Annotated in this window: 15 protein-coding genes; 2 read left to right on the top strand and 13 right to left on the bottom strand. The window is 66.8% G+C overall.

Annotation, left to right across the window (positions count from 1 at the left end; all coding sequences use genetic code 11):
• Positions 1-621: 621 nt before the first annotated feature.
• Entirely contained in the window at positions 622-1,047 is a 426-nt protein-coding gene (locus tag DACI_RS22460; RefSeq protein ID WP_012206260.1) for a Fur family transcriptional regulator, read from the top strand.
• A gap of 114 nt (positions 1,048-1,161) precedes the next feature.
• Here DACI_RS22460 and DACI_RS22465 read toward each other — a convergent pair whose 3' ends face one another.
• The 6 genes from DACI_RS22465 to DACI_RS22490 all read right to left on the bottom strand — a co-directional run bounded on the left by DACI_RS22465 (position 1,162) and on the right by DACI_RS22490 (position 8,243).
• Positions 1,162-2,526 carry a DUF3526 domain-containing protein gene (locus DACI_RS22465; RefSeq protein ID WP_012206261.1) on the bottom strand — a complete coding sequence of 455 codons (1,365 nt, stop codon included), beginning with the start codon at positions 2,524-2,526 and terminating at the stop codon, positions 1,162-1,164.
• Complete coding sequence (locus DACI_RS22470) at positions 2,523-3,950, bottom strand: ABC transporter permease (protein WP_012206262.1); 1,428 nt, start codon at positions 3,948-3,950, stop codon at positions 2,523-2,525. The genes DACI_RS22465 and DACI_RS22470 overlap by 4 nt, the downstream gene beginning before the upstream one ends.
• A complete protein-coding gene (locus tag DACI_RS22475) occupies positions 3,947-4,768 on the bottom strand; it encodes an ABC transporter ATP-binding protein (protein ID WP_012206263.1) in 822 nt (273 codons plus the stop codon). The genes DACI_RS22470 and DACI_RS22475 overlap by 4 nt, the downstream gene beginning before the upstream one ends.
• An 8-nt stretch (positions 4,769-4,776) precedes the next feature.
• The gene (locus DACI_RS22480; protein WP_043782297.1) at positions 4,777-6,987 is read right to left on the bottom strand and encodes a TonB-dependent siderophore receptor; all 2,211 of its coding nucleotides are present in this window, start codon (positions 6,985-6,987) and stop codon (positions 4,777-4,779) included.
• Between the two features lie 117 nt (positions 6,988-7,104).
• Entirely contained in the window at positions 7,105-7,494 is a 390-nt protein-coding gene (locus DACI_RS22485) for a DUF2946 family protein (protein WP_012206265.1), read from the bottom strand.
• Between the two features lie 134 nt (positions 7,495-7,628).
• Positions 7,629-8,243: a TetR/AcrR family transcriptional regulator gene (locus DACI_RS22490; RefSeq protein WP_012206266.1), complete on the bottom strand. Its 615-nt coding sequence runs from the start codon at positions 8,241-8,243 to the stop codon at positions 7,629-7,631.
• A gap of 767 nt (positions 8,244-9,010) precedes the next feature.
• Here DACI_RS22490 and DACI_RS22495 point away from each other — a divergent pair.
• Entirely contained in the window at positions 9,011-9,289 is a 279-nt protein-coding gene (locus DACI_RS22495) for an H-NS histone family protein (protein ID WP_012206267.1), read from the top strand.
• A gap of 54 nt (positions 9,290-9,343) precedes the next feature.
• Here DACI_RS22495 and DACI_RS22500 read toward each other — a convergent pair whose 3' ends face one another.
• The 7 genes from DACI_RS22500 to DACI_RS22530 are packed head-to-tail and all read right to left on the bottom strand — an operon-like array spanning position 9,344 to position 17,129.
• The gene (locus DACI_RS22500; protein ID WP_012206268.1) at positions 9,344-9,748 is read right to left on the bottom strand and encodes a RidA family protein; all 405 of its coding nucleotides are present in this window, start codon (positions 9,746-9,748) and stop codon (positions 9,344-9,346) included.
• Positions 9,749-9,752: 4 nt separating this feature from the next.
• Positions 9,753-10,205 (bottom strand): acyl-CoA thioesterase, encoded by a 453-nt coding sequence (locus tag DACI_RS22505; protein WP_012206269.1) that lies wholly within the window; start codon positions 10,203-10,205, stop codon positions 9,753-9,755.
• A 9-nt stretch (positions 10,206-10,214) separates the two neighbouring features.
• The gene (locus DACI_RS22510; protein ID WP_012206270.1) at positions 10,215-11,855 is read right to left on the bottom strand and encodes an AMP-binding protein; all 1,641 of its coding nucleotides are present in this window, start codon (positions 11,853-11,855) and stop codon (positions 10,215-10,217) included.
• A 41-nt stretch (positions 11,856-11,896) separates the two neighbouring features.
• A complete protein-coding gene (locus DACI_RS22515; protein ID WP_012206271.1) occupies positions 11,897-13,066 on the bottom strand; it encodes an acyl-CoA dehydrogenase family protein in 1,170 nt (389 codons plus the stop codon).
• A 2-nt stretch (positions 13,067-13,068) separates the two neighbouring features.
• Positions 13,069-13,926 (bottom strand): enoyl-CoA hydratase family protein, encoded by an 858-nt coding sequence (locus tag DACI_RS22520; RefSeq protein ID WP_012206272.1) that lies wholly within the window; start codon positions 13,924-13,926, stop codon positions 13,069-13,071.
• Positions 13,927-13,971: 45 nt separating this feature from the next.
• A complete protein-coding gene (locus tag DACI_RS22525; RefSeq protein ID WP_012206273.1) occupies positions 13,972-14,784 on the bottom strand; it encodes an SDR family NAD(P)-dependent oxidoreductase in 813 nt (270 codons plus the stop codon).
• Positions 14,781-17,129 carry a bifunctional salicylyl-CoA 5-hydroxylase/oxidoreductase gene (locus tag DACI_RS22530; protein WP_012206274.1) on the bottom strand — a complete coding sequence of 783 codons (2,349 nt, stop codon included), beginning with the start codon at positions 17,127-17,129 and terminating at the stop codon, positions 14,781-14,783. The genes DACI_RS22525 and DACI_RS22530 overlap by 4 nt, the downstream gene beginning before the upstream one ends.
• Positions 17,130-17,206: the final 77 nt, after the last annotated feature.

Raw genomic sequence — 17,206 nt, forward strand, 5'->3', positions numbered from 1 at the left:
GATGCTTTCGCTGAGCACTTCCCAATCGAGGCTGAAAGGCTGGCTGACTTTTTTCCGGCTGCGCAATTCGAGAAAATGCACTTCATGGCCCAATGGTCTGTGGATCGCGAATCGGCATGTCATTGTGCAAACCACCCTGGTTGTCAGTTCCGGGGCGGCCTCCCTTCCCCTTTCAAGGAAACGGATCATGGACAAACGAAGCGCATTGAGGCAATCTACCCGTATTGGCAATACACTGTCCATGTAAGTAATTGCATCTCACCTTGGGCCAGCACCGCCTCTTGCAGCCCAGACGGGAAGCACCGCACACACCCCATTCCAAGCACTCTTCAATCAATAGATCAATTACATCCCATTACAGCATTGTTGACGGCTATGGCATTTAACCGGCGCATAAGGTCCATCGAATGCTCACAACATATACTCGCGAAAACTGGCAGGAATGGAGCATCTGGTGTCTGTCAAATGGAATTTCTTCTCCTTGGGGCAGAGATCCATTGCACACACTGCGTCTCCATGCTTGCGGGACCCGCAGGTAAACACAGTGTAAATTTCAGCTGTGAGCGCTCGTGAGCACTGATTAATCGCGTCGAGATTGTTATAGTAAATAACGGAATCACCATGACTAGACACACTCAGCCCATCGTGGAGCGCTTGTTCAGGCCTATGGAACGCTCGACCCGTCAACGCAGCTCGATACGCACGGTCATGGAAGAGGCTGGACGCCCCTTGCTTCCGGCCGAGATCCTCGGCGCAGCGCAGCGCGAGGTGCCGGCCATCGGGCTGGCCACGGTGTACCGCAACATCAAGCAGCTGATGGAAGCGGGCGAAGTGCAGGCCGTGGACCTGCCCGGCGAGGCCACGCGCTACGAACTCAGCGGCCGCGCCCACCACCACCATTTCCGCTGCATGAGCTGCAACCGCGTGTTCAACGTGCCCGGCTGTCCGGGCGACATGCAGCGCATCGCCCCCGAAGGCTTTGTGGTGGAGCGCCATGAGATGACGCTGTACGGCGTCTGCAGCGACTGCCACCAGAACGTGCAATAACAGGGAGCCGCCCGCCTCGGGCTCAGTCTCGGGCCCACGGATCCAAGAAGATGACAGCCATGGTGCAGGCCCTGCCTGAACCATGGCTGTTTCTTTTTTCACCCGCCCTTGGCCTCAGCGCCTGCCCGGCCGCACGCGGCCTGCGGCAGCACCGCCGGCCAGCAAGGCCAGCGCAGCCACCACCCACAGCATTGCCGTCTGCCCCCAGGCCTGCCGCGCAGGCCGTGGGCTGGCCGTGAAGACGGGCTGGGCTGCAAAATCCTGCGCACCGAATGTGCGGTCCTCAAACAGGTAGGGATAGAGGAAGGCGCGCAGGCGCGCGTGAAAGGCGGCGATGTCGTCCTGATAGGCCAGTTGCGCCAGCAGGTCGGTGCCGGCCTGGCGGTGCAATGCGGCCTGCACGCCCACGCCGGGCAGCAGCCAGCCCAGGCGCCCGGTCCAGGCCTGGCGTGCCTGCAGGCCTGCGCGGTAGGCGGCGAACTGGGATGCGACACTTTCGTCGCCGAGCTGCTGGAAGGCGTAGTACCACTTCCAGTGAAAGCCTGCAGGCAGAGCCGCGGTGTCGCGCCATTCGGGGTGGCTGCGGAAAAAGCGCTCCATGGTCTGCTCGCGCGGCAGGTCCCAGGCGCCATGCACGGTCTGGCGCTGGGCCAGCATCAGCTCCACGCCCTGGCTCACGGGGATGGCGCGCGAGAGTGCGGCATTGGCCAGCGTGGGCAGCACCAGGGTCAGCACGGCCCAGCAGCCCATGAGGGCCATGGCATTGGCGACCGAGCTGCCGCCCAGCGCGGCAACCACCAGGCACAGGCCGCTCCAGAAAACCACATAGGCCGTGGCGGACAGCAGCACCGTGGCAAGGGCGCCCGCCGCTGCCCCGCCGGCCAGTGCGCCTGCCAGGGCAGGCAGCGCCACGCAGGCCAGCACCAGCACGGAACGCAGTCCCGCGCGGCGCAGCCACAGCCGCCGCCCGGTGCCAGGCATGGCCTGCAGCATGCCCAGGCGGCCCGATTCGCGCTCGCCCGAGACCAGGTCGTAGAGCAGCGCAATCAGGAACAGCGGCACCAGGTAGACCAGCACAAAGGCGAAGTCGAAGCGGCCCGCCAGCGCCAGTTCCGGGTTGAAGCTTTCGCCTTCATGCAGCTGTGCCTGCAGCGCCAGCGCGCGCACGCGCAGCACATAGGGCGCGGCATCGCGCAGGCCCAGGGCCAGAAAGGCCGTGGACGATGGCGCATCCCAGGTGGCGTGAAAGCCGTAGTAGGCCACCGAGCCTGCATCGCCGGACTGCGCATGCCGGCTTGCCTGGGCCGCCATGTCCTGCTGCTGCAGTTGCGCAAGGCGGTCCAGGGTCAGGCGTTGCGAGGCGATCTCGCGCAGGCCCGACAGCACGGCCAGCGTGGACAGCAGCAACAGCAGGGCCAGGGCGCACAGCGCCAGGCGCGAGCGCGTCAGAAGACGCCATTCATGCAGAAGCCAGCTCATCGCGCCACCCTCCCCAGCCGTTGCGTGGCCAGCAGCAAGGCCACCGTCAATACAGCCAGCCATGCCAGCAGCACATAGGCGGCAGGCGCCGCGCGACGCAGGGCCACCAGCGGTGGATCGGGCTCGTGGTGGAAATCGGAGACGCCGCGCCAGTGCTCGTGGCCGATGCGGTTGTCGCGGCTCGATCGGTCGCCCGCATAGCTGAGCTTGTCCACCTGCAGGCGGTTGAGGGCCTGCACCATGCGGTAGCGATGCTGCTCGGCCTGCTCCAGAAAGCGCCGGTAGCCTTGCAGGTCGGTCCCGGCCACGGCCATGGACAGGCGGCGCAGCGCGATCACGGGGCTGATCAGGGCAAATGCGTCAGCCCGGCGCAGTTGTTCGGCCTGCAGATCGAAGCTGGCCTCGGCATGGCGCCTGAAGAGTTCGCTGGTCAGCCGCTCGCCTTCCATGCCGACCAGGCCCTTGTAGTTGACGGGCAGGTCCTCGACGCGCGAGACACCGTACTGCGCCAGCACCCTGGCGCGGAAAGCGGCGAAATAGGGATCGTCGGGATTGTGGCTGTCGCCCAGCGCCGCCAGCTCGCGCGCGGTGGCGATGTCGGTCTCGAAGCGCGTGGGCAGCGCCAGGGCAGATCCCACCAGCTCAGGCACCAGACGGGGCAGCAGCACCACGGCGACGGCCCAGGCCGCCAGCAGGGCCAGCAAGGCATCGCGCCCGCGCCGCATGAAGGCCGAGACAGCGACGATGCCCACCGCCCAGAGCATCAGCCACAGCACATGGCCTGCCGCCAGCGTGGTCACCAGGCTGATGGGCACCGGCGTGGCCACGGCCATCCAGGCCAGGGCCAGCAGGGCCGGCAGCAGCACCAGGGCCGCCACGCCCGCCAGCGCCAGCAGCTTGCCGGCCAAGAACTGCCGCGTGCCCACGCCCTGGGCCAGCAGCACGCGCAGGGTGCCGGCCTCGCGCTCGCGTGCAATGCAGGCATGGCCCATGAAGATCAGCAGCAGCGGCGCCAGCACCTGCAGCACAAAGGCCGGCGTGAGCTGGCCGAACCGCAGCAGCAGCGAGGACTGGCGCACATCGCCGAAGTTGGCGCTGTTTTGGCGGTGGCCCTCCAGAAACAGCGTGTGGCCGGTGTAGGCGTCGATGCCCGCATCAAAGGCCGCCAGCGGATTGAGCGGGCGGAACACGAAATGGCCGTAATGCACCATGCGGTGCGGATGGCGGTCGGGCTGGGCTTCGAACTCGCTGTCCACCTGGGACTGGTGGCGCTCGCGCTGGGCCTGGGCCGCGCTGCGCTGGTCCCAGGCGGTGAAGGCGGCAGCGGCGCTGAGCAGCAGCCACAGCGCCATCCCCAGCACGGCCACGCGGTCGCGCAGCAGCAGGCGCCATTCCTCGCGCGCAATGGTCCAGGCCGCGCTCATGCCGCTGCCCCCTGCGTGTCGGCTTCAATGTGCGTGTGCGCGTCCGTGTCCGTGCCCGTGTGTGTGCCCACCCCTGCATAGTGGCGGTGCAGTGCGCGCACATCGAAGCGCTCCTCTCCGCTGGCCGCCACTTCCTCGACCAGGCGCCCGCCTGCGATGAAGCCCATGCGGTCGGCCACGTCGGCGGCGCCCAGCAGGTCGTGCGTGACCATGAGAATGGCCACGCCCTGCCCGCGCAACTGCATGAGCAGCCGGCTGAACTCGGCCGTGGCCTGCGGGTCCAGGCCCGAGGTGGGTTCGTCCAGCAGCAGCGCCGGCACCCTGCGCGCCAGCGCCAGCGCAATCGCCACCTTCTGGCGCATGCCCTTGGAAAAACCGGAGACGCGCCGGTCGTGCGCGGCAGCGTCCAGCCCTGCGGCAGACAGCGCCTGGCCGATGGCGCCGGCCGCGGCCGGCTGGCCCGCCAGCTCCAGCAGGTAGGCCACGTTCTCGCGCGCACTCAGGTGCTCGTACAGCGCCACGTTCTCGGGGATATAGGCGATCAGGGCACGCGCCTGCGCAGGCGCCGTCACCGGGTCCACGCCCTGCACGCGCACCTGTCCGCTGCGCGGCCGCACAAAGCCCAGCAGCATGCTCAGCGTGGTGGTCTTGCCCGCGCCGTTGGCGCCCAGCAGCGCATAGATCTCGCCCGCATTCACGGCCAGGTCCAGGCCCTGGAGGATGGTGCGCTCGCCATAGTCCACCACGGCGCCCAGCGCTTGGAGCACGGGCGTGGAGGCAGAAGTGGGGTTGGAAGAAACAGGAAGGGATGGATGCATGGCGGGGCTCAGAACTTTGCTTGAAGGCCTACGGTGACGGTGCGGGCCGTGCCCGGCGTCACCCACAGCCGGCTGTACGAGCTGGTGTAGTAGGTCTTGTCGAAGAGGTTGTCCACGTCCAGCGTCAGGCGCAGCGTGGGGCTGATGCGCCAGTAGGCAACCAGCTTGGCCGTGGTGTAGCTGGGCAGCTCGAAGGCGGCCTTGCCGGCATCGGCCTCGGCCTGCGTGCGGGCCTGGCCCAGGCGCTTGCCCATGTGGGTGACGCCGCCGCCGATGCCGTAGCGCTGGCCGTTGGAGAAGGCGTTCTCGTAGACCGCCAGCACGCTGCCGTTGACCTTGGGCACGTTGAGCAGGCGCCCGCCCACCTCCAGCGTGTTGTCGCGGGAGATCTCTACATCGTTGAGCACCAGGCTCGCATTCAGGCGCCAGCGCTGCGTGACCTGGCCGGCGAAGTCGAATTCCAGGCCCCGGCTGCGGATCTCGCCGGCCGAGACCGAATAGCCGGCGTTGCCCGGGTCGGCCGTCAGCACATTGCGCTTGCGGATGTCGAACAGCGCGGCCGTGGCACCCATGCGCTGGTCGGCACTTTCCCACTTGGCGCCCAGCTCCATGGAACGGCCGGATTCCGGGCTGAAGCCCGCACCGGCCACATCGATGCCCACGTTGGGCCGGAACGAGCGGCCCGCGTTGGCATAGAAGGTCCATTGCGGCAGCGGCAGCCAGCTCAGGCCCAAGCGCGGCGAGGTCGAGGCCGGGTCCTGCTGCGTGGTCGCCCCCGTGCGGCGGTTGTGCAGCGACTGGTCGTAACGGTCCATGCGCAGGCCGGCCACCACGCGCCATTGGGGCGAGAGCTTGATGGCGTCCTGCAGGTAGAAGGCCGTGTTGCGCTGCCGCTCGAAGGTGTCGGTGTTGGCCGTGGGCACGGGGCGCGCGCCGCCGTAGATGGGGTTGTAGATGTTGATGGCGTAGGGATTGGCCGCCGTCGGGTTGGCGCGCAGCATCAGCGTGTCCATCTCGAAGCGAAAGCTCTCCAGGCCCAGCAGCAGCTCGTGTTCGACGGCGCCCGTTTTCACCGTGCCCTGCAGCTCGGCCTGCACGGCGATATCGTCGGACTGGTAGTCGCGGAAACGCCGCTGGCGCGTGAGGTCGCCATTGGCCAGCAGCGCGTGGGGTTCGGTGGAAAAGCCGTTGATCGAGGTTTCGCGATAGGACAGGCCCAGGCGGCTGCGCCACTGCGCGTTCCACTCGTGCGAGAGGATGAACTGGTGGGTGCGGTTTTCCACCGTCACATCGCCGTCGCCCGGCTCGCCCAGGAAGCGGCTGCGCGAGATGGCGCCCAGCCGGTCGCCCACGGCCACCACGCCGCGGTCCAGCGGCGTCTTGTGGCGCAGCAGCTCGCCCGAGTACTCCAGCACCGTATCGCGCCCCAGCTTCCAGGTGAAGGCCGGTGCGATCACCTGGCGGCTGGCGCCCACGAAATCGCGGAAGCTGTCGCGGTCCTCCACGGCGATGTTGAGCCGGTAGGCAAAGTTCTCGCCCACCGGTCCCGTGGTGTCCAGCGCGCCACGCCGCAGGCCGTAGCTGCCCGCATAGGCTTCCACGGAATGCGAAGACGTCCACAGCGGGCGCTTGGAGACGACGTTCAGCGTGCCGCCCGGCTCGCTGCTACCGTAGAGCGCAGCGGCCGTGCCCTTGAGGAACTCGATGCGCTCCACGCCGGCCAGATCACGCGGCGCATTGAAGCCGCGCCCCGAGGAAAAACCGTTGAACAGGGTGGCCATGCCCACGTTCTGGTCGCCGGGCAGGCCGCGGATGACGATGTTGTCCCACAGCCCGCCAAAGTTGTTCTGGCGCGAGACGCCGCCCACGTAGTCCAGCACGTCGTCAAGCTTGGTGGCGCCCAGGTCGTCCATGGCCTGGCGCGTGATCACGCGCACCGACTGCGGCAGCTCGCGCAGCGGCAGGTCGGTCTTGGCGCCGGCCGCCTCGTCGGTGTGATAGGCGCCCGAGGCCGTTCGGCCCACGACTTCCACGGCAGGCAGCAGCACCTGCTCCTGCGGGGAAGCGGAGGCGGCGGTGGCGGCGGCGGGGGCGGGGCCGGAGGACGGATCCTGGCCTTGGGCCAGTGCGGGCATGGACAGGAAGGCGGCAGCGCTCAGGGCAAGCGGCAGCGGGCGAAGGCGGGGAAGCGGCTTCGCGGGGAAGAAGAAAGCAGTCATGGTGAAAACGGGCACAGGCGCATGCCGCCGGCATCCACAGCCGGCGCGCGCAAACACGGACATGCCGCCAGCACCAATGGGCGCTGGCGGCAGAGAAGGAGAAAAGTGCTTGCGGGTTCAGCGCGGCGGGTCGCGCGATGCAAAGGCCCAGCGGTTCTGCGAGGGGATGGTGCCGCCCACGGTGCGCGGCGGCACCCTCTCGGGCGGCGCGGCCACGGCCAGCGGCAGGCCGAAGTGCGGCAGCCAGGCCGCCGCATGCGGTGCATGGCCCATGCACCATACGCAGACGGCTTCGGCGGCTTCGACGACTTCAGCCTTTTCGCCAGCCTGGCCGCGTTGGCCGGCCTGGCCGGTCAGCGCATCATCTTCGCAGCCGTTGAGGCCTACAAAAGCCTGGGCAGGCCCGGCCGCCGCCTGCCGGATATGCGTTGCGCCGTGCAAGGGCATGCCAATGGCCGTGTTGAAGAACACGGCCAGCAATAGCAGGCGCAAAACAAGCAGACGCATAAGACGGCGATCTTACTATTGACAGTTGAATATCATTAACAACCCGCCGCCATTTTCTGCACAGGGCCGGGACAGCAGCGCGGGAATATGCCACCGGCATGTGACAGGCCGATTGGCGATTTTCAGCCTTGCGCCTATTTATCTGCCGGTCCCACGCCCCGGAAGAACATGTCGCAGATCTGGTCCGCCACCTTCTCCAGCGAGCCCTTGCGGGGGTTGAACCAGGACTGTATGGAGTTGATGCTGCCCAGGATCATGATGCGCGCCAGGTGGATGTCGGCGTCGGCCCGCAGGCGGCCTTCGGCACGCAGGTCTTCGAGAAGGCCGCTCCAGAATTTCTGGTGGCGCTCGCGGCGCTTGATCTGGCGCTCGCGCACCTTGTCGGGCAGCTGGCCCAGCAGCCGGCCGTGGGCCAGGGCGAAGTCGCCATGCTTTACCAGCCCCGCCATCTGGCCCAGCACGGCTGCGCGAAAGCGCTGCTCGGCCGTGGCGTCGGCGCCCAGCGCGGCAAGGCGCTCCTGCTGCTGGCTGATGATGCGGTTGCCGCCCTGCTCCATGACCTCGTCCACCAGCTCCTCCTTGGAGGCGAAGTGGTAGTAGATGCTGGCGGCCTCGATCCCGGACTGCTCGGCAATGTTGCGCATGGTGGTGGCAGAGTAGCCCTGCTCACCGAAGGTGCGGGCGGCCAGCTTGAGAAGGGTCTCGCGGGTCTCGTTGCCGTCGTGGGCGCTGGTCTGCCTTCTTGCCATGTCTGCCAGGTGGTGGATCGTTGTAGTGCGGCGATCCTAACAGGCTGTTGGTAGCGCGCCAATCAAGCGTTCGGTGCCTGCCGCCCGCCGACTGCCGCATGGCCGGGCCGCGAAATCCGATTCAGGAATCACCCTTGAAACAACTGCAGGCTGCAATGGCTCCGGCAATCGGGAAGCCGATGCGCTTGTCCTGTATAGACAGAAGGCGCCGCCATTCACCATTCGAACAAGCGGTCTTTGACAATAAAAAAACCTATCCCGCAAATCGATTATTCAAATGAAACCACATGCATCAATAAATGCATTGAATAACTCGATCAAATCACATGTAATATATTTTATAAATCGATTTTATGATTTGATTGTTAAAATGCAAATGTTGATTGTTTTCCATAACCAAGGCGGAACTTTCGCGGCCAACCTTGCGCACTCCCCTGAAAAAGCCATGACAGCACGTCGTCTCCAGAGGAGGAAGCGCCAACCACAGTGCTCTGCAAATGTAACAACGGCACAACAGCTTTTGTAAAGTGCCGGTTATCCAGATTGCCCTGGATATAATGCGGATCGCCTTGGAATATGCCCAGGCATGAGAAGAAGCGCCCTACCCTCCATAGAGCGCCAACATCATCAGTATTTGTACTTACGGTGAGTTCTTCATCCCCACTGCACATGCACCAGAATTGACCATTCTGCAAAGAGTCCTGGGTCCAGGCTCTTGCTGCGCAGTTTTCACACAAATAGCCGCACTTAGAAATTCTTCCATCAAGATGACTACATACCAAGAGCTGATTGCCCAGAAAAAATTGCTCGACCAGCAAATCGACGATGCCCGCAAGCTGGAGTCCAAAGCGGCCCTGGCATCGGTGCAGGAGCTGGTCCGTGAGTTCGGCTTCACGGCACAACAGGTCTTCCCCTGGAAGCCCGATGGCAAAAAGAGCGCTCCCGCCAAATACCAGGACCCCGAGTCCGGCAAGACCTGGACCGGCCGCGGCAAGCCGCCGAACTGGATCCTGGGCAAGGACCGCACCCTGTTCGAAATCAAGTGAGTCCCTGCCGCGCATGGGCCCGCCCGCACGGCGGCGCACATGCGCGGATGAGCGTCATGCAGGCACCACCGCCGTGACCTCGATCTCCACCTTGGCCCGGTCTTCCACCAGATCCGCCACCTCCACCGCCGTCATGGCCGGGAAATGCCGCCCGATCAGTTCGCGGTAGTGCTTTCCAATGGCCGGATAGGCCGCCACGTATTCCTGCTTGTCGGTCACATACCAGGTCATGCGCACGATGTGCTCGGGCCTGGCGCCGCCTTCGGCGAGGATGGCGACGATATTGGCCAGCGCCTGCCGCACCTGTTCCGCAAAGTCGTCCGACTCGAATTGCTGCTGGCCGTTCCAGCCAATCTGGCCGCCGACGAACACCAGCCGGGAGCCGACCGTCATCTCGGTCAGGATGCCATTGGCATAGCCTCGGGGCGCCAGCCAGTCCGGGGGTTGCAGAGTCTTCATTGCTTCATCCTGTTCTCGTTGAATCCGTAAAACCGTCCTGCGGCACCAGATAGGCCTGCAGGCGCTCGCGCAGATCGGAAGGCAGTGGCGTGGCCTTCATGCTGCGCAAATCCATGGTGACGATGGTCATGCGTGCAGACAGCCGGCGTTGGCCATCTGGCCCCTCGAAACGCACATCGAACTGGAACGATGCCCCGCCGATGCGGCGCACCTCCAATACCTGGCGCAGCGTGTCGTGCCAGCGGCTGGGCGCCGTGAAATCGCATTGCACCGACACCGTGGGCGTGCCCACCTGGCGCTGTACATGCAGGGTGTGGAATGGCAGGCCCATTCCCCTGTCGAACCATTCCTCGACCAGGTCGTTGACCATCTCGAAATAGCGCGGGTAAAAGACGATGCCGGCCGGATCGCAATGGCGAAACAGCACCTGCACCTGGCTGACGAAGGCGGAGGCCATGGCGCGCGCTCACGGCATCTTGCGCAGCACGAATCGCTGCAGCTTGCCGGTCTCGGTGCGCGGCAGGGCCGGCACGAAGACAATGGCGCGCGGGTACTTGTAGGGCGCAATGCTGGCCTTGACGAAGGCCTGCAGCGTGGCGGCCATGTCGTCGCCGGCCGCAAAGCCGGGCTTGAGCACCACAAAGGCCTTGACCACCTGGCCGCGCTCGTCGTCTGCCGCGCCGATCACGCCGCATTCGGCCACGGCCTCGTGGCGCAGCAGCGCATCCTCCACCTCGGGGCCGGCAATGTTGTAGCCGGCCGAGATGATCATGTCGTCATTGCGCGCCTGGTAGAACAGATAACCGTCGGCGTCGCGCACAAAGGTGTCGCCGGGCAGGTTCCAGCCGTTTTGCACAAAGCGCTTCTGGCGCTCGTCTGCAAGATACCGGCAGCCGGTCGGTCCCTTGATGGCCAGGCGGCCGGGCGTGCCGTCGGGCACGGGCTGCATGTCGTCGTCCACCACCTGGGCCACGTAGCCGGGCACGACCTTGCCGATGGCGCCTGCGCGCACCTCCTCGGGCGGGCTGGACACGAAGACGTGGATGAGCTCGGTGCCGCCGATGCCGTCGATCATCTCGATGCCCGTGGCCTGCTTCCACAGCTGGCGCGTGGCGTCCGGCAGGGCCTCGCCGGCCGACACGCTTTTCCTGAGCGACGACAGGTCGAAGCGCGCTGCCTGCGCCGCCATCTGCCGGTAGAAGGTGGGCGCGGTGAAGACAATGGTGGCGCGGAAATCCTGCACCAGCTGCAGCAGCCCTTCGGGCGTGAGCTTTTCGGCCAGCACGGTGCTGGCGCCCACGCGCAGCGGAAAGCACAGCAGCCCGCCCAGGCCAAAGGTGAAGGCCAGCGGCGGCGTGCCGCAGAAGATGTCGTCCGGGCCAGGCCGGATCACATGGCGCGGGAACAGGTCGCACATGGCCAGCACGTCGCGGTGGAAATGCATGCAGCCCTTGGGCGCGCCCGTGGTGCCGCTGGTGAAGGCGATCAGGCAGACATCGTCTGCCGATGTATCGCAGCAGGCAAAGGTGTCGGGCTTGGCTGCGGCCAGGGCGTCCAGCGCATCGGCTGCGCCGTCGTTGAAATACAGCACGCGCGAAAGGCCCGGGCAATGGTGTTCATGGCCGGGCTGCAGGCACAGCTGCACTTCGTCCTTGAGGCGCACATCGCACAGCACGGCCTGCACCTGGGCCTTGGCGATGATCTGCTGCAGCTCCTTGGCACGCAGCAGCGGCATGGTGGGCACCGTCACCAGCCCGGCCTTGATGGCGGCCAGCCAGGACGCGGCCATCATGGCGTTGTTGGGGCCGCGCAGCAGCAGCCGGTTGCCGGGCACCAGCTGCAGGTCTTCCACCAGCACATGGGCGATGCGGTTGGTCAGTGCCTGCAGTTCGGCATAGGTCATGGCGGCCTGGTCCGCGCCCTGCCTCCAGCGCAGGGCAACGCGCCCGCCCTGGCCGCGCGCCACCATGGCATCGACCAGTTCGGCCGCGCAGTTCAGGCGTTCGGGATAGGCCACGTCCGGCCCGTCGAGCAGGAACTCGGGCCATTGGTCGGGCGGCGGCAGATTGTCCCGGGCGAAAGTATCGATGTGGGCGGAGGCTTGCATGCGATGTTCCCTGGCTTTGCGTTGAATGGGCAGCCTGCCGCTCAGGCCTTGAGCAGCTCGCGCGCGATGATGAGTTTCTGCACCTCGGTCGCGCCCTCGTAGATGCGCAGCGCGCGGATCTCGCGGTACAGCGTCTCCACCGGCATGCCCGAGACCACGCCCGCCCCGCCGAACATCTGCAGCGCACGGTCGATCACGGCCTGGGCCGATTCAGTGGCCGTCATCTTGGCCATGGCCGCCTCGCGCGTGGTGCGCGTCTTCTTCACATCGCGCATCCAGGCGGCGCGGTAGGTCAGCAGGGCCGATGCGTCGATGGCCGTGTCCATGTCGCCCAGCGCCGCCTGGGTCAGCTGCAGGTCGCCCAGGGTCTGGCCGAACATGCGGCGCGACTTGGCGCGTGCCAGGCCTTCGTCCAGCGCGCGGCGCGCAAAGCCCAGTGCGGCGGCGGCCACCGAGGCGCGGAAGATGTCCAGCGTCATCATGGCCAGCTTGAAGCCCTGCCCCGGCTCGCCCAGGCGCTGCGACACGGGTATGCGGCAGTTGTCGAAGCGGATGGTGGCCAGCGGGTGCGGCGCGATCAGTTCGATGCGCTCGCCGATCGAAAAGCCCGGCGTGTCCGCATCGACCACGAAGGCGCTGATGCCGCGCGCTCCCGGCGCCTCGCCCGTGCGGGCGAACACGCAGTAGAAGTCGGCAATGCCGCCGTTGGAGATCCAGGTCTTGGCGCCGTTGAGCACATAGTGGTCGCCTTCGAGCCGCGCCTCGCAGGCCATGGCGGCCACGTCGGAGCCGGCATCGGGCTCGGACAGCGCAAAGGCCGCAATGGCCTCGCCGCGCGCCACGCGCGGCAGGTAGCGCTGGCGCAGCGCATCCGACCCCATGAGCGATATCGCACCGCTGCCCAGGCCCTGCATGGCAAAGGCGAAGTCGGCCAGGCCTTCATGGCGGGCCAGGGTCTCGCGCAGGATGCAGACCGCGCGCGAGTCCACCTCGGGCAAGGCCCCGCCCCATGCGCCGCCGGGGCCGGACGGCACGGCATAGCGCAGCCAGCCGGCCTCGCCCAGGGCCTTCACCAGTTGGCGGCAGGCCGCATCGGCATCGTGGTGGTCCACGTCGCCCAGGGATTGGGCGCACCAGGCATCGGCCTCATGCGCCAGCGTGCGGTGGGCGTCGTCGAAGAAGGGCCAGTCCAGCCAGGAGGAATCACGCATTTTCAGTTTCCTTCAAAGACAGGCTTTTGCTTGGCCACGAAGGCCTCGTAGGCGCGGTGGAAGTCGCGCGTCTGCATGCAGATGGCCTGGGCCTCGGCTTCGGCCTCGATGGCCTCGTCCACGCCCATGTTCCATTCCTGGTGCAGCAGCTTCTTGGTCACGCCATGGGCAAAGGTGGGACCTGCGGCCAGTTGGGCGGCCAGCGCGTGGGCGGCTTCGCCGATCTGTTCGGCGCCATGCAGGGCATTGAAGAAGCCCCAGGCAGCGCCCTCCTCGGCCGTCATGGCGCGGCCCGTGTACAGCAGCTCGGAGGCGCGGCCCTGGCCGATCATGCGCGGCAGCAGCGTGCAGGCGCCCATGTCGGCACCGGCCAGCCCCACGCGGGTGAAGAGAAACGCCGTGCGCGCCGCGGGCGTGCCCAGGCGCATGTCGGCCGCCAGCGCGACCATGGCGCCCGCGCCCGCGCAGATACCGTCCACCGCCGCCACGATGGGCTGCGGGCAGGCGCGCATGGCCTTGATCAGGTCGCCCGTCATGCGCGTGAAGTCCAGCAGCTCGGGCATGCTCATCTTGGTGAGCGGGCCGATGATCTCGTGCACATCGCCGCCAGAGCAGAAATTGCCGCCCGCGCCCGTGACCACCACGGCCTTGATGTCGGTGGCATAGACCAGGGCGCGGAACAGGTCGCGCAGCTCGGCGTAGGAGCCGAAGGTCAGCGGGTTCTTGCGCTCGGGCCGGTTCAGGGTGATGGTGCCGATCTTGCCGTCGGCCGATACCTGCCACACAAAGGTCCTGGCCTCGTAGCCGGCCAGGGGGCGCTTGTGGTGCTTCATGCTGTGTTCTTCGGGCTGGGTGCTCATGGTGTCTCCATCAAGAATTCAGAAAACGGGGGGAGTGGACCGGGTTCAGCCGGTCATCACCTCGCCGCCGTCGACGGCAATGGACTGGCCGTTGACCGAGGCGGACGCCGGCAGGGACAGCCAGGCCACGGTCTCGGCCACTTCCTCGGGCTGGACCAGGCGGCCCTGCGGGTTGCGTTCGGCCAGCCTGGCGCGGGCCTCATCCGCCGTCATGCCGGTCTTGTCCACGATGTTGGCCACGGCGCCGCGCACGATGTCGGTCTCGGTATAGCCGGGGCAGACGGCGTTCACCGTCACGCCCTTGCCTGCGGTCTCCAGCGCCAGCGAGCGCGTGAGGCCGATCACGCCATGCTTGGCCGCGCAATAGGCGCTGACATAGGCATAGCCGATCAGCCCTGCCGTGCTGGCCACATTGATGATGCGGCCCCAGCGCGCAGCCAGCATGCCCGGCAGCGCGGCCTGCATGCAGTGGAAGGTGCCCGTGAGGTTGACGGCCAGCATGCCCTGCCACAGTGCGGCGTCGGTGCGCTCGAACTTCTGGCTGCTGGCCTGGCCCGCGTTGTTGACCAGCACCTGCACGGGGCCGAAGGCCGCCTCGGCCTGCGCGAAGGCCTGGCGCACCGAGGCCTCGTCGGCAATATCCGCCTGCACGGACTGCACCTTCTGTGCTTCCTGTGCTGCCTGTGCCGTGCCGCCCAGCTCGCGCACGGCAGCCTCCAGCGCCGCACTATCGCGTCCCAGCAGCGTGACCCGCGCGCCGCGCGCCAGCAGCGCCCGCGCACAGGCCAGGCCTATGCCGCGCGCCCCGCCCGTCACCAGGGCATGGCGCCCTTCCAGGGGTTGTGAAGTCATGGTCATTTGGATTCCGTTTGCGCCATGGCGGCGGCGCGTTCAAAGTTGGTTTCCAACTGGCGCTTGCCGGGCTGGTACTGCGGCGGCCAATCCACATCGTGGGCGCCCAGGCGCGCAGCCTCGCGCAGCGTCCAGGCGGCATCGGCCAGGTGCGGGCGCGCCAGCGCGCACAGGTCGGCCCGGCCCGAGGCGATGATGGCGTTGGCATGGTCGGCCTCGAAGATGGCGCCCACGGCAATGGTCGGTATGCCAGCCTCGTTGCGGACACGGTCGGCAAACGGCGTCTGGTACATGCGGCCGTACACCGGCTTCTGGTCGGGGCTGACCTGGCCCGAGGAGCAGTCGATCATGTCGGCGCCCGCCGCCTTGAAGCGGCGTGCGATCTCCACCGCATCGTCGGGCGTGATGCCGCCCTCCACCCAGTCATGGGCCGAGATGCGCACCGACATGGGCTTGTCCTGCGGCCAGGCTGCACGCACCGCCTCGAACACCTCCAGCGGAAAGCGCAGGCGGTTGTCCAGGCTGCCGCCATATTCGTCATCGCGCCGGTTGGTCAGCGGCGAGATGAAGCTGGACAGCAGATAGCCGTGGGCGCAGTGCAGCTCCAGCCAGTCAAAGCCCGCTGCCGCGGCGCGCCGCGTGGCGGCCACGAAGTCCTCGCGCACGCGATCCATGTCGGCGCGGGTCATGGCGGCGGGCACTTGCGAGAGGCCCTCGATATAGGGCAGGGCCGATGCCGACAGCAGCGGCCAGTTGCCCTGCTCCAGCGGATGGTCGATCTCTTGCCAGCCCAGCTGGGTCGATCCCTTGCGCCCCGCATGCCCCAGCTGCACGCCAATGTGCGCACCGCCCTGCGCGTGCACGAAATCGACAATGCGCGCAAAGGCCTGCGCCTGCTCGTCGTTCCACAGCCCGGGGCAGCCGGGCGTGATGCGCGCGTCGGGCGAGGTGCAGGTCATCTCCACCATCACCAGGCCCGCACCACCCATGGCGCGCGCGCCCAGGTGCACCAGGTGGAAGTCGCCAGGCACGCCGTCGGTGCAGGAATACATGGCCATGGGCGAGACCACGATGCGGTTCTTCAGCCGCAGGCCGCGCGCCTGGTAGGGCGTGAGCATGGGCATGGGCGGGCGGCGGCCTGCGGGCACGGTCTCGCCCGCATGCTCGGCAATCCAGCGCTCGAAGCCTTGCAGCCAGGCGGCATCGCGCAGGCGCAGGTTCTCGTGCGAGATGCGCTGCGAGCGCGTCAGCAGCGAATAGGCGAACTGCTCCGGCTCCAGGCCCGCATAGCGCTCCACGTTCTCGAACCATTCCGTGGAATTGCGCGCCGCGTTCTGGATCTTGAGCACCTCCACGCTGCGCACCTCCTCGTAGTGGCGCAGGCCGGCCTCGATGCCCCCCGCAGACCGCAGGCTGCGCGCCAGCTCGATCGCATCCTCCAGCGCCAGCTTGGTGCCCGAGCCAATCGAGAAATGCGCCGTGTGCGCCGCATCGCCCATCAGCACCACGGGAACGCTGCGCGGGCCGCGCGGCGTGTCCAGCGCATTCCAGTGCACCCAGGTATTGCAGATCACGCGCGGAAAGCGGATCCAGATGGCCGAGCCGCGCAGGTGCGTGGCATTGCTGACCAGGGCATGGCCGTCCAGCCAGGGGGCGAACAGCTTCTCGCAATAGGCAATGCCCTCTTCCTGGCTCATCTGCTCGATGCCGGCGGCCTGCCAGGTCTCCTCGGGCGTCTCCACGATGAAGGTGGACATGCCGTCTTCGTAGCGGTAGGCATGGGCCTGGAACCAGCCGTGCTCGGTCTGCACGAAGGCGAAGGTGAAGGCATCGAACACCTTGGTCGTGCCCAGCCACACGAAGCGGCAGCGGCGCTGGTCGATATCGGGCCGAAAGGTATCGGCATAGCGCGTGCGCACCTGGCTGTTGATGCCGTCCGAGGCGATGACCAGGTCGGCGTCGTACTCGCGCGCCATCGCCTGGTCGTCCTGCACGAAGTTCTCGAACACCAGCTTCACGCCCACGTCCTCGCAGCGCGCCTGCAGGATGTTGAGCAGCTTCTTGCGGCCTATGCCGATGAAGCCATGGCCGCTGCTGCGCAGGCTGCGGCCCTTGAAGTGGATGTCGATATCGTCCCAGTGGTTGAAGGCGTCACCAATGGTGCGGGCCGACACCGGGTCGGCCTCGCGCAGGTTGTCCATGGTGGCGTCCGAGAACACCACGCCCCAGCCAAAGGTGTCGTAGGGCCGGTTGCGCTCCACCACCGTGACCTCGTTGGCGGGGTCCTGCAGCTTCATCAGCAGGCCGAAGTACAGGCCGGCGGGACCTCCACCGATACAGACGATCTTCATACCGCAAACCCTTTTCTCGCAGGGCGACGGCACAGGACGCCCCAGGTTCAGAATCCAGGCCCAAGAACTTTAAGCCT

This window comes from Delftia acidovorans SPH-1 (genome assembly GCF_000018665.1).
Lineage (GTDB): Bacteria > Pseudomonadota > Gammaproteobacteria > Burkholderiales > Burkholderiaceae_C > Comamonas > Comamonas acidovorans.

Coding starts and splice junctions, on each gene's coding strand:
- DACI_RS22460 (WP_012206260.1), top strand. CDS start 622: ATGACTAGACACACTCAGCCCATCGTGGAGCGCTTGTTCAGGCCTATG.
- DACI_RS22465 (WP_012206261.1), bottom strand. CDS start 2,526: ATGAGCTGGCTTCTGCATGAATGGCGTCTTCTGACGCGCTCGCGCCTG.
- DACI_RS22470 (WP_012206262.1), bottom strand. CDS start 3,950: ATGAGCGCGGCCTGGACCATTGCGCGCGAGGAATGGCGCCTGCTGCTG.
- DACI_RS22475 (WP_012206263.1), bottom strand. CDS start 4,768: ATGCATCCATCCCTTCCTGTTTCTTCCAACCCCACTTCTGCCTCCACG.
- DACI_RS22480 (WP_043782297.1), bottom strand. CDS start 6,987: ATGACTGCTTTCTTCTTCCCCGCGAAGCCGCTTCCCCGCCTTCGCCCG.
- DACI_RS22485 (WP_012206265.1), bottom strand. CDS start 7,494: ATGCGTCTGCTTGTTTTGCGCCTGCTATTGCTGGCCGTGTTCTTCAAC.
- DACI_RS22490 (WP_012206266.1), bottom strand. CDS start 8,243: ATGGCAAGAAGGCAGACCAGCGCCCACGACGGCAACGAGACCCGCGAG.
- DACI_RS22495 (WP_012206267.1), top strand. CDS start 9,011: ATGACTACATACCAAGAGCTGATTGCCCAGAAAAAATTGCTCGACCAG.
- DACI_RS22500 (WP_012206268.1), bottom strand. CDS start 9,748: ATGAAGACTCTGCAACCCCCGGACTGGCTGGCGCCCCGAGGCTATGCC.
- DACI_RS22505 (WP_012206269.1), bottom strand. CDS start 10,205: ATGGCCTCCGCCTTCGTCAGCCAGGTGCAGGTGCTGTTTCGCCATTGC.
- DACI_RS22510 (WP_012206270.1), bottom strand. CDS start 11,855: ATGCAAGCCTCCGCCCACATCGATACTTTCGCCCGGGACAATCTGCCG.
- DACI_RS22515 (WP_012206271.1), bottom strand. CDS start 13,066: ATGCGTGATTCCTCCTGGCTGGACTGGCCCTTCTTCGACGACGCCCAC.
- DACI_RS22520 (WP_012206272.1), bottom strand. CDS start 13,926: ATGAGCACCCAGCCCGAAGAACACAGCATGAAGCACCACAAGCGCCCC.
- DACI_RS22525 (WP_012206273.1), bottom strand. CDS start 14,784: ATGACCATGACTTCACAACCCCTGGAAGGGCGCCATGCCCTGGTGACG.
- DACI_RS22530 (WP_012206274.1), bottom strand. CDS start 17,129: ATGAAGATCGTCTGTATCGGTGGAGGTCCCGCCGGCCTGTACTTCGGC.